14 protein-coding genes are annotated in these 10,954 nt (G+C 34.0%); 11 read left to right on the top strand and 3 right to left on the bottom strand.

Annotated features, from left to right (window positions below; all coding sequences use genetic code 11):
- Window positions 1–276 (bottom strand): DUF456 family protein (locus AC4PRO_RS16885; RefSeq protein WP_492118215.1); only part of this gene is annotated, 276 nt, incomplete at its 3' end.
- 58 nt (window positions 277–334) lie between these two features.
- On the opposite strand from AC4PRO_RS16885, the gene AC4PRO_RS16880 reads away from it, so the two are divergent.
- Together AC4PRO_RS16880 and AC4PRO_RS16875 are read left to right on the top strand one after the other, a co-directional pair.
- A complete protein-coding gene (locus AC4PRO_RS16880) occupies window positions 335–691 on the top strand; it encodes a hypothetical protein (protein ID WP_492118214.1) in 357 nt (118 codons plus the stop codon).
- Between the two features lie 45 nt (window positions 692–736).
- Window positions 737–1,213, top strand: coding sequence for a hypothetical protein (locus AC4PRO_RS16875; RefSeq protein WP_074724220.1), 477 nt, complete (start codon window positions 737–739; stop codon window positions 1,211–1,213).
- A gap of 130 nt (window positions 1,214–1,343) precedes the next feature.
- Here the strand turns inward: AC4PRO_RS16875 and AC4PRO_RS16870 are convergent, their stop codons facing one another.
- Together AC4PRO_RS16870 and AC4PRO_RS16865 are read right to left on the bottom strand one after the other, a co-directional pair.
- Window positions 1,344–2,456 (bottom strand): glycosyltransferase family 2 protein, encoded by a 1,113-nt coding sequence (locus AC4PRO_RS16870; protein ID WP_492118213.1) that lies wholly within the window; start codon window positions 2,454–2,456, stop codon window positions 1,344–1,346.
- 10 nt (window positions 2,457–2,466) lie between these two features.
- Window positions 2,467–3,438, bottom strand: a complete 972-nt coding sequence (locus AC4PRO_RS16865) for a hypothetical protein (RefSeq protein WP_492118212.1) — start codon at window positions 3,436–3,438, stop codon at window positions 2,467–2,469.
- A gap of 206 nt (window positions 3,439–3,644) precedes the next feature.
- Between AC4PRO_RS16865 and ruvC the strand changes: the two genes are divergently transcribed.
- The 9 genes from ruvC to AC4PRO_RS16820 all read left to right on the top strand — a co-directional run bounded on the left by ruvC (window position 3,645) and on the right by AC4PRO_RS16820 (window position 10,952).
- A complete protein-coding gene (gene ruvC / locus AC4PRO_RS16860) occupies window positions 3,645–4,199 on the top strand; it encodes a crossover junction endodeoxyribonuclease RuvC (RefSeq protein ID WP_492118211.1) in 555 nt (184 codons plus the stop codon).
- Between the two features lie 157 nt (window positions 4,200–4,356).
- Window positions 4,357–4,728 (top strand): four helix bundle protein, encoded by a 372-nt coding sequence (locus AC4PRO_RS16855; protein ID WP_074724170.1) that lies wholly within the window; start codon window positions 4,357–4,359, stop codon window positions 4,726–4,728.
- Window positions 4,729–4,808: 80 nt separating this feature from the next.
- Window positions 4,809–5,942 (top strand): radical SAM family heme chaperone HemW, encoded by a 1,134-nt coding sequence (gene hemW, locus AC4PRO_RS16850; RefSeq protein ID WP_492118210.1) that lies wholly within the window; start codon window positions 4,809–4,811, stop codon window positions 5,940–5,942.
- A 70-nt stretch (window positions 5,943–6,012) separates the two neighbouring features.
- The gene (locus AC4PRO_RS16845) at window positions 6,013–6,780 is read left to right on the top strand and encodes a cyclase family protein (RefSeq protein ID WP_492118209.1); all 768 of its coding nucleotides are present in this window, start codon (window positions 6,013–6,015) and stop codon (window positions 6,778–6,780) included.
- A 2-nt stretch (window positions 6,781–6,782) separates the two neighbouring features.
- Window positions 6,783–7,184, top strand: a complete 402-nt coding sequence (locus AC4PRO_RS16840; protein ID WP_074724173.1) for a GNAT family N-acetyltransferase — start codon at window positions 6,783–6,785, stop codon at window positions 7,182–7,184.
- 19 nt (window positions 7,185–7,203) lie between these two features.
- Window positions 7,204–7,569: an MmcQ/YjbR family DNA-binding protein gene (locus AC4PRO_RS16835; protein WP_492118208.1), complete on the top strand. Its 366-nt coding sequence runs from the start codon at window positions 7,204–7,206 to the stop codon at window positions 7,567–7,569.
- Window positions 7,570–7,688: 119 nt separating this feature from the next.
- The gene (locus tag AC4PRO_RS16830) at window positions 7,689–8,102 is read left to right on the top strand and encodes a response regulator (protein WP_492118207.1); all 414 of its coding nucleotides are present in this window, start codon (window positions 7,689–7,691) and stop codon (window positions 8,100–8,102) included.
- 5 nt (window positions 8,103–8,107) lie between these two features.
- Entirely contained in the window at window positions 8,108–8,650 is a 543-nt protein-coding gene (locus tag AC4PRO_RS16825) for a heme NO-binding domain-containing protein (RefSeq protein ID WP_492118206.1), read from the top strand.
- Between the two features lie 4 nt (window positions 8,651–8,654).
- Entirely contained in the window at window positions 8,655–10,952 is a 2,298-nt protein-coding gene (locus AC4PRO_RS16820) for a PAS domain-containing protein (protein WP_492118205.1), read from the top strand.
- Window positions 10,953–10,954 lie beyond the last annotated feature (2 nt).

Raw genomic sequence — 10,954 nt, 5'->3', positions numbered from 1 at the left:
CTTGCATTTGGTATAATTTGGAAACACAAATATCAAGATTTTAATATTTCCCCACAACATTTTGTCTTGATCCATTATATATTCCAATAATGAAATGATAATGGTAACCGTAAAGGTGATGCCAAGAATCCAATAGTTAGCAGGAACAGCGTTGGTAAAATAAAGAAAAACAAGTCCGAGCCAACTAATCCCAGGACCTGGTAAAACAGGAAGTACACTTCCTAGAATTCCAACAAGCATGCAACAAAAGCCAAGGATTAACAGAAGAGTATCCATAAAATTTTATTTTTGTATTTTTGAAAAAATAAATGCAGCAGTCATTTATCAAATGAATATGAGAAATTTAGTTTCAATGCTTTTTATAATCCTTTTTTTGAATTCGGCTTTGGCTCAAGACAAGGGTGATGTCAACTTGAAAGAAAAAATATATAACGAGAACAAAGCAAAAGTATTGAATTTTTCGATGAAAGATTTTGACCGCCTCTTTTTTGAGTTTTTAGATAAAAAGGCAATGCCAGATTTAATCCTTACAAAGGAAGAATTTTATAAATGGACAATTCAAATTGCCGCTTTTTCAGATCGATTAGAGTCTTTGTATCCAGATCAAAAAGAAATGGCTGAAGCGAGCAAGAAAAAGTGGTTTGTTGAAACCTACGAAGATTATTTGCTTTCGAAACAATCTCAAAAATAATAATTGTATTTTTATAGCATATTATTCCAATTCAAAAACAAAACATTGAAGCACTATTACTTTTTTTTAGTATTCTTACTTTTTAATTCCTGCCAGTACTTCGAAAAGCAAGTGCCTTCGGAAAAGGAATTATTGCAAAAAGAGTTGAAATCAATCAATTGGAAAGAAGTGGATGAGTACCCTTCGTTTGTCGATTGTGATAAATTAGACAATAAAACAAAACGGCAACGATGTTTTTTTGAGTATTTAACCGAATTAATTCAGCAAAAATTGAGTAGTGATACGCTTTCGATTCTGTATCCTGAATTGGACACCATCGAGGTTAAAGTGACCATTTTTCCTAATGCAAAAATGCAATTTGAGCCACAATTTCCCAAAGATTCAGTTGCTTACGATACCATTAAAATCGATAGTATTCTACATGCCAGATTGATTGATTTTCCAAAAGTCAACCCTGCCATCAAGCGCGGAATTCCAGTAAAAACACAGTTTATACTTCCTGTGATTCTTAAAGTAGAATAATTTGTACTAAGGAGCTATTCCTGCGTTCCTTTTTATCTTAGGTACAACTCTGGTACGCATGGATGTTGTTTCCATTAGGGCTGTGGCTGTAGCGTAAATAGTATATTTTGTTCAGACAACCATTTAAAAGCTAAAATGATCTTCCTTTCCACTCATATTTTCCAAACAAAGAATACAAGGCTACACTAACGCTAAAAAAGGGATATAAAATACTGCTCAAAATCACAAAACGCATTCTCATAGGAGTTAAAAAATGATTTGACTGTGAAAGTAAAATAAAATCAACTAGAAATTTTATTACTACCAAAAGAGCAAAATCCAACAACGAAATCAGGCCAAAAAACCAAAATAGGAATCCTAAAACCCAACACAAATTTCCAGCAAAAACAATCAATCCTAATGCTTTCCCGAAAGTACTTTGATAAGAAGTTGTCTTTGACGCCCAGCGTGCTCTTTGGTAAAATAAAGATTTCCAGTCATCTAAAGGTTTTGTTGTGATGATGTTGCTTTTTGATTTCACATAATGCACATTGTCAGGAAACCGCGCCATCGCTTTTTGCAGCAGGAAAACATCATCTCCGCTTGCGATGGTATCATTGCCGCTAAAACCATTCAGTTCTTTAAACAGCGATTTCGTATAAGCTAAGTTGGCACCGTTGCACATAAAACCTTTTCCAATTCCAAAACTACCTATGGTAGCTCCTTGCAGACTCGCTAAATCTAATTGTTGGAAATGATTCAAGAACGTATTTTTGCAGTCATACGTTACTGCTCCAGCAAGCATACTTACATTATGGTTTTGAATGTAGTTGTCCAATGTTGCAAGCCAGTTTTCGGGGACTACACAATCTGCATCGGTGGTGATGATCCAATCGCTCTTTACGATTTGCATGGCGGTGGTGATTGCATCTTTCTTTGGAGAATTAGAAGCTCTAATGTTGTCTATTATTCGAACTGAAAACTGAAAGCTAGAAACTGAAAACTGTTCTTCTGATTCGTCATCGACTAAGATAACTTCAAATAATTGATTTGGGTAATTCAACTTAGAAAAACTGTCTAAAAGTAGCGGTAGGTTAGCCGCTTCATTTCTAAAAGGAACTACGATAGTGAATTTTGTACCGATGACTATTGGGATTGGCTTTAAGCCAATAATTTCAAAGGAATTAATTTTTGTAAAACCATAACTAAGCCACACAATAGTAATGCAGTAAATAATTATAATAATTATGAAAACATATAGCATAAACACACTTTTAGGTTTCGTCTCCCTCTTTTTTGTAGAGGGCTGGGGTGAGGACTTTAAAATTCAGCACATAATAACTTCCTATAATAACTGGCAGAACGACATTTAGAAACCACATTAAGGTCGAAATAAAAACGACAATCCACTCGTTGACCCCTAGAATTCCAAACAAATAAATAGCTACGCTCCCTTTAACAGCAAAGTCTAGAAACTGAAATGTAGGCAATGAAGAAGCTAAAAAATAAACGCAAGTTACTGCAGAAATCAATGTTAAATAGGGTAAATCGACATCAAAAGCGAGAAACAAAAAGTAGTACTGATGCGAAAAAACGAGATAGCGAAAAATGCCTAAAAAGATATTTTTTTGGTGAATCCGTTTTGGAATCTCATTGATTTTATGAATTAGTTTTTCAATCGAATAACCTTTTATTGTAATTTTTTTTATGGAGAATAATATAATAAAAGTAAGGATTAAAATGCCAAAAAGGATTGCGGCTGTTTTTGTTGTAATCACATGATATTGTGCATTAAAATACAATAAACCAAATAGTCCGATGATTACGGTTAACACCATTTGGATTCCGTTGCAAATCAAGTTTAGAAATACCACTGTTTTAGTTTCTGACTTATCAAAGAACATGGCTTTTCCGGCATAGTCGCCTACGGCATTTGGGGTAAAAACCCCTGCTGTTAGTGCTGAGAGAACTTGTTTAGTCGCTTCGCTTACAGAAATGGGTTTGAGATAAGAGACTAAGTTTTGCCATTTTAAAATTTCTAAATACCTATTGATTACACTCAATAATAAAATGAAACCAATTCCGGCAACCGACTGATTTTTCTTAAATAAAACGAGAAACTGAGCCCAATCGAGTTTATCGTTATTTGCCAGCTGGTTGTAAATAAAATAAAAGGCACCGCCTACAATCAAAAGTTTGATTAGAACTACGAGGAATTGCTTAGTTTTGTGAGGAATCGAAATCATTGAGGCAAAGAAAAGAAAACTATTGTGAAAATGCTATTTCGTAATGGTTTGCAAATACTTTGTGTAACGCGAAAAATCTTCCGCAAAGATTCGCTAGGTTATTAAAGTAATTTTGCGATTCTCTGAGACTTCTTTGCTAGGCTCTGCGTAAGGAAAAAAACTTTGTGTCTTTGTGCCTTCGCGGCAAAAAAAAACGAACTAAAAAAATGGCAAACGAACGCATCATATTAGGAATTGACCCAGGAACCACTATAATGGGTTTTGGTTTGATACGAGTTATCAATAAAAAAATGGAATTTATTCAGTTAAACGAATTGCAGTTGAATAAAATGGACGGCCATTATATGAAATTGAAACGTATTTTTGAACGCACCATTGAATTAATAGATACGCATCATCCAGATGAGATTGCGATTGAAGCTCCTTTCTTTGGTAAAAATGTACAATCGATGTTGAAGTTGGGTCGCGCGCAAGGTGTTGCTATGGCAGCGGGACTTTCGAGAGATATTCCCATTACCGAGTACGAACCGAAGAAAATTAAAATGGCAATTACTGGAAACGGAAATGCAAGCAAGGAACAAGTCGCCAAGATGCTACAACAATTGTTAGGTTTAAAGGAATTGCCTAAAAACCTAGATAGCACTGATGGATTGGCAGCTGCTGTTTGTCATTTTTTCAATTCTGGAAAAGTGGTTGGAACGAAAAGCTATACCGGTTGGGATGCTTTTGTAAAACAAAATGAAGAAAGAGTGAAGAAGTGATGGGTATACAGATTTTTAGTGGTCAGTAGGAACTATAAAAAAGACAGGATTTAGTTAACAGTTCTGAGTTACAGTTTTAAAATAATATTCAGTGATCAGTTTTTTAGTAATCAGCGTAAGTAATTAAAAAATAGTATTCAGTTTATAAAATGTAAATATGAGATTTCAAGATTTATTAGCTTATAAAAAATCATTTGCATTAGCAATGAAGATTTTTGAAATTACAAAAGCTTTTCCAAAAGAGGAAACCTATTCGCTAACGGATCAAATTCGGCGATCATCTAGAAGTGTTCCCGTTACAATGGCCGAAGCATATAGAAAAAGAATTTACCCAAAACATTTTTATAGTAAATTAACTGATTCTGACGGAGAAAACTCAGAAACACAAGTTTGGTTAGAATTTGCTTTGTCTTGTAAATATATTTCAGTTGACATTTATCAGGAACTTATTTCTGAAAGTATTGAGGTTGGAAAGCTAGTTAATTATATGATTTTAAATCCCGAGAAGTTTGGAGTAAAAAAAGAGTAGTTAGTAGATATAGCTGAATACTAAAATTCTGCTCACTGAACACTTCTCTCAGACTGAACACTAAAAACTGATTACTATTTATGAGCGGAATCTACATACATATTCCTTTTTGCAAGCAAGCTTGTCATTACTGTGACTTTCATTTTTCGACTTCGATGAATAAGAAAGAAGAAATGGTTTTGGCTTTGGCCAAGGAAATTCAAATGCGCAAAAGTGAATTTAAAAACGATACAATAGAGACTATTTATTTTGGTGGAGGAACGCCTTCGGTATTGACTTCAGACGAAATTAATTTTCTGATTGATGCAGTTTATGAAAATTATGAGGTTGCGGATAACCCAGAAATCACACTTGAAGCCAATCCGGATGATTTGTCCAGTGAGCGGATTTTGGAACTTTCGAAAAGTAAAATTAATCGTTTGAGCATCGGAATCCAGTCTTTCTTTGAAGATGATTTGAAGATGATGAATCGGGCGCATGATTCGGCGGAAGCCCAAAACTGTTTAGAAGAAGCCACGAAGTATTTCGATAATATTTCGCTTGATTTGATCTATGGAGTTCCGGGAATGAGCAATGAGAAATGGAAGCAAAACATTAAAAAGGCGTTGTCTTTTGGGATTCCTCATATTTCTAGTTACGCTTTGACGGTAGAGCCTAAAACGGCTATGAATAAAATGATTCAAACCGGAAAAATGGAAGCGCCCAAAGACGAAGTGGCTCAGGAACATTTTGCGATTTTAGTAGAAACACTAGAGATGAATGGTTTTATTCATTACGAATTATCAAATTTTGGAAAAGAGAATTACTTTTCAAAAAACAATTCTGCTTATTGGTTAGGGAAAAAATACATGGGCATTGGCCCTTCGGCACACAGTTATGATGGTGTATCCCGCAGTTGGAATATTGCGAATAATCCTTTGTATTTAAAAGCAATTCAGGTTGGTAAATTACCAAACGAAATTGAAATCTTATCAGAAGCGGATCGTTATAACGAATATATTATGACCGGTTTGCGAACCATTTGGGGGGTTTCACTGGATAGAATTCAAGCAGAATTTGGACAAATGTATTTGGATTATTTGATGAAACAAGCTCAGAAATTCCTGAATGATGAGTTAGTTTTTATTGAGAATAACATTTTGAAACCAACAAAAAAAGGAAAGTTTCTGACAGATGGTATAGCGTCTGATCTATTTTTGGTAAATTTGGAATAATATAAATACTAAGCACACAAAGGAAGCGGCATGCTCACAAAGCTTTGTGGACTTTGCGGTTAAGAAAACTATGATAGCAACAATAAATAATTTTCAAGTAGACTTATCAAAACCCATTGATATTTCGATTCCGTTATCTAATACAGATGCGAACCCTATTGCTTGGTATATTGAAAAGCCAGTAATTGACCCCGTTCGTTTTGGAGAATGGGTCGGAAAAGTATCCGAAGGGATGTCTTCGACTAATTTTAACAACATTCTTTTTAATCCGCACGGACATGGAACCCATACGGAATGTCTGGGTCATATTACACGTGAATTTTACAGCATCAATCAATTGTTGAAACAATTTTTTTTCATTGCTGAACTAGTTTCGATAGAACTGGATGATCAGGATAGGGATTTTGTTGTTACCAAAGAGGCTCTTGTTAGTGCTTTAGAAGGGAAAACGCCGGAAGCAATAGTTATTCGAACCTTACCAAACGCCGAGGATAAATTATCCCGAAAATATTCACATACAAATCCGCCGTTTTTGGATGAAGATGCTGCTTTGTTTCTTCGCGAAAGCGGAATCCAACACTTACTAATCGATTTGCCTAGTGTAGATAAAGAAAAGGACGAGGGGAAACTCTTGGCACATAAAGCATTTTGGAATGTGACTGACGTGAATAATTTAAATTCAGATGCCCGATTAGACGCTACTATAACTGAGATGATTTACGTTTCAGAGGATATTCTAGACGGGACTTATTTACTAAATTTACAAATTGCTTCTTTTGAAAATGATGCGAGCCCGAGCAAACCTGTTTTATATGCTATTGTGAATACTGAAATTTAGATATGATAACTGTTTCTACCGATAAAAGTAAATTAGACATTTCTTTTATTCAGCATTTTCTAAAAGATATTTATTGGGCAGCTGGACGAACAATCGAGGAGGTACAGACTACAATTGACCATTCATTTTGTTTTGGAATATATCTTGATGAGCAACAAATTGGCTTTGCAAGAGTAATTACAGATTATGTAGTTTTTGCCTATGTGATGGATGTATTCATTACTGAAGAACATCGCGGAAAAGGATATTCCTCCATTTTAGTTGATGCAATGATGAAGGAGCCGCAATTAAAAGAAGTTCAAATATGGAGATTAGCAACTGCTGACGCACATTTTTTGTACAAAAAATTTGGGTTCACTGTTTTGGCAAAACCAGAGAGAATGATGGAAAAAACCAATAAATAATTTTTTAACGGAATTATACATGAACCTAGAAACCTATTACGAATATTGTCTTTCTAAAAAAGGAGTGACTGAACACTTTCCTTTTGATGAAGATACGCTGGTGTTTAAAGTAGGAGGTAAAATGTTTGCTTTGACTTCTTTGACAAAATGGGAATTAGGAGCGCCCGCTATTAATTTAAAATGTGATCCTGATCGTGCGCAAGAACTTCGGGCACAATGTGATGACATTAAGCCAGGGTTTCATATGAGTAAAATACATTGGAATACCGTTTCTATAAATAAAGACGTCCCAGATTCACTTATTAAAGAATTGATCGATCACTCGTATAAATTAATTTTTAAAACTTTAAAAAAGAAAATACAACAGGAGATAGAGAACTCTTAATGCTATTCGTCGACACTTATCGTCGATTCAACTATAGTAATAGATTAATTACCGAATAAGACATTGTTTTTCTTATATTCGGAATATATTTATTTGTAAAAATTATATCCCAAAAAAACATGAGCAAGGCGCTAAATATATTGTTAATTGAAGACGACGAAATTGAAGTGATGAAGTTTAATAGGGTTTTGAGTGCCTTAAAATTAAGTCATAAAATTGTTGAAGCCAATAATGGGGAGGAAGCTATTGAAATATTAAAAGTGAAAGAGGTTGTTCCAGATATTATCGTTTTAGATTTAAATATGCCAAAGATTAATGGAATTGAATTTTTGAGAATCTTAAAAGCGGATGATTATTTGAAGTATATTCCAGCTATTATTTTAACTACTTCAAGTAATCGTAAAGATATTTTAGAATGTTATAGAATAGGGATTGCGGGTTATGTTATCAAACCTTTGAAATACCCTGATTATGTCGATAGAATCACGAAACTAATTGAGTATTGGAGTTCAAATGAATTAATCACCAACTAGAATATATGTACGGAATAGTCAATAAATCAATAGAAGACTTAGTTATTGCTAACTTTGGAAGAGATAAATGGGAAACTGTTCGCGAAAGGAGTGGTGTAGACATTGATTTTTTTTTAAGCAATGAAATCTATGATGATGAGGTGACCTACAAAATAGCTACTGCCGTTTCTGAGGAAATGAATATGACATTAAGTGAAGTTTTGATTGCCTTTGGTGAATGGTGGGTGGTCAAAACTACCAAAGAAAAATATCCCGGATTAATGGAATCTGGAGGGAATAATTTACGAGATTTTTTAATAAATTTACCTAACTTCCACAACCGAGTAATGTTGATTTACCCTAAACTCACTCCGCCAGAATTTAAAGTAAGTGATATTTGTGCAAAAGGGCTGAATTTGCATTATTTTTCAAAAAGGGAGGGTCTTCAAGATTTTGTTAGGGGTATTATTCAAGGATTAGGAATTGTTTACAAAACCCCCGTTGTCCTTGAGTTAATTCAATGTAGAAATGAGGGAAGTTCACACGAAATATTCAAAGTAAATTGGTAGACAGATGAGTGGATTAGGATTATATTTTAATGAAGAAAGCTTTAATAGATTATTTCCCTTTTATTTCCAGTTAAGTCCCGATTTCCGGATATTAAATTTTGGAAAAAGCCTTGCTAAAGTATGTCCAGACCTTGAAAAAGAAAATTTATTTACAGATTTTTTTGAAATAGTGAGGCCTCATATAAAAACTATTTCTTTTCAAGAAATTATTAATAATAGCGACCAACATATTTTATTAAAGTATTCCAAAACGGAGCTCTTGCTAAGAGGGCAGTTTGAACAAACGGGAGACAGTTTGTTATTTGTTGGCTCGCCCTGGTTCACTTCTATGAGTGAAGTAATTGATAGGAAATTGACCTTCGAAGATTTTGCTCATAACGACTCATTGTTAGATTTGCTCCATGTTCTCAATAATGCTGAGAATACTTCAAAGGAGTTGAAGGAGTTGTTACTCACAATCAATACTCAGAAAAATCAGCTTAAAAAAGATAAGGAGGAACTCAATAGACTTTCTTATGTCGCTAGTGCTAATAACAACGGTGTTGTTTTTACTAAATTAGACGGAAGTATTTTTTGGTGTAATGATGCTTTTTTAGCATTAACAGGCTACTCTAAATCAGAAATCATAGGAAGAACCCCCATTGAATTAGGGAGAACTATGGATACAGATAAAGAGGAAATAAAAAAAATGATTAATTCGTTTTATGCAGGTGAGTCCTTTGAAGTTGAGTTACTACATGCTCGAAAAAATAGTACCCCTTTTTGGTCGCGAGTAAAAGCACAGCCTATTACTGATTCCCAAGGAAATGCTACGCAATATTTTGCAATGCTGGAAGATATTTCACTTAAAAAGAGATATGATGAAAGCCTAGAGATTGAAAAAGAAAAATACAGAGGCATTATTGCTAATATGAATTTGGGTTTATTAGAGGTAGATCTCAACGATAAGATTCTCATGGCGAATCAAAGTTTTCTAGACATGAGTGGTTATGCTATAGAGGAAATGGTAGGGCATAAAGCAAGTGGATTGTTTTTGACCCAAGAGAGTAAAAAAATACTTCAATCAAAAGATCGGTTGCGATCTGAAGGCATCTCTGACTCATATGAGATGAATGTCAAGGATAAAAATAATGAAGATAGAACTTGGCTCATCAGTGGAGCGCCTAATTATGATGTTCATGGTAATTTAATAGGCTCAATAGGAATTCATCTAGATATTACGGATCAAAAAGAGCAAGAGCAACAACTCTATCTTCTTTCTTTAATAGCTGAAAAAAATATAAATGCGGTAATTATTTGCGATCCTAGTGGCAATATTGAATGGGCTAACACCAGTTTTCTGAAAATGTCGGGCTATACAGAAAACGAAATTTTAGGTGAAAAACCAAGGAAATTACTTCAAGGAGCCGACTCTAATAATGAAACAGTGACTTATATGAGCGAACAAATTGCGAAAGGCTTGCCGTTTAATTGTGAGCTTGTCAATTACTCTAAAAACAAAGAAAAATATTGGGTACGAATTCAAGGGCAAGCCTTGTATGATAAAAACGGAGTTATCATTAAATTTTTTGCTATTGAAGAGGATATAACAGCTTGGAAAGTACTTGAGGAGCAAAAAGAAAATTTAATAAGCGATTTAGCAAAAACCAACAAAGAATTAGAAGATTACGCGCAAATTGTTTCGCATGATTTAAAATCGCCTTTGCGAAGTATCAATTCGTTAATATCATGGATTAAGGAAGAGAATGAAAAAGATTTTGAAGAACAAACATTGAAATATTTTTCATTAATTGAACACAAGGTTGAAAAAATGGATCATTTGATTGAAGGGATTTTAACCTATTCTAAAATTGATAAAGAAGTGTCTAAGGGGGAGGATGTGAAAACCAATGATATTGTAAAAGGTATTATTGATATGATTCATGTTCCAGAACATATAAAAGTCACAATTAATAACCCACTACCCATTATAAAAGCAGATCGATTCAGAATTCAACAGTTGTTTCAAAATTTAATTGGAAACGCAGTGAATTATATCGATAAAGAAAATGGATTGGTTGAAATAGCCTGTGAGGAATTCAGCTCTCACTATGTATTTTCCATAGCAGATAATGGAGTAGGAATGCCAAAAAAAATTCATTCTAAAATTTTCGAAACTTTTAAAGCATATACTACTAGCAAACACTCAACGGGGTTAGGATTGTCTATCGTGAAAAAAATAGTTCTCTTCTATAAGGGAGAAATTTGGCTAGACAGTGAAGAAGGAAAAGGGACTACGTTCTTTGTTAAACTAAAAAAATAACT

This window comes from Flavobacterium sp. DW-iso2, from assembly GCF_058725285.1.
Note: the sequence above shows the minus strand (reverse complement) of the source record. Positions and strands in the feature narration are given on the sequence as shown.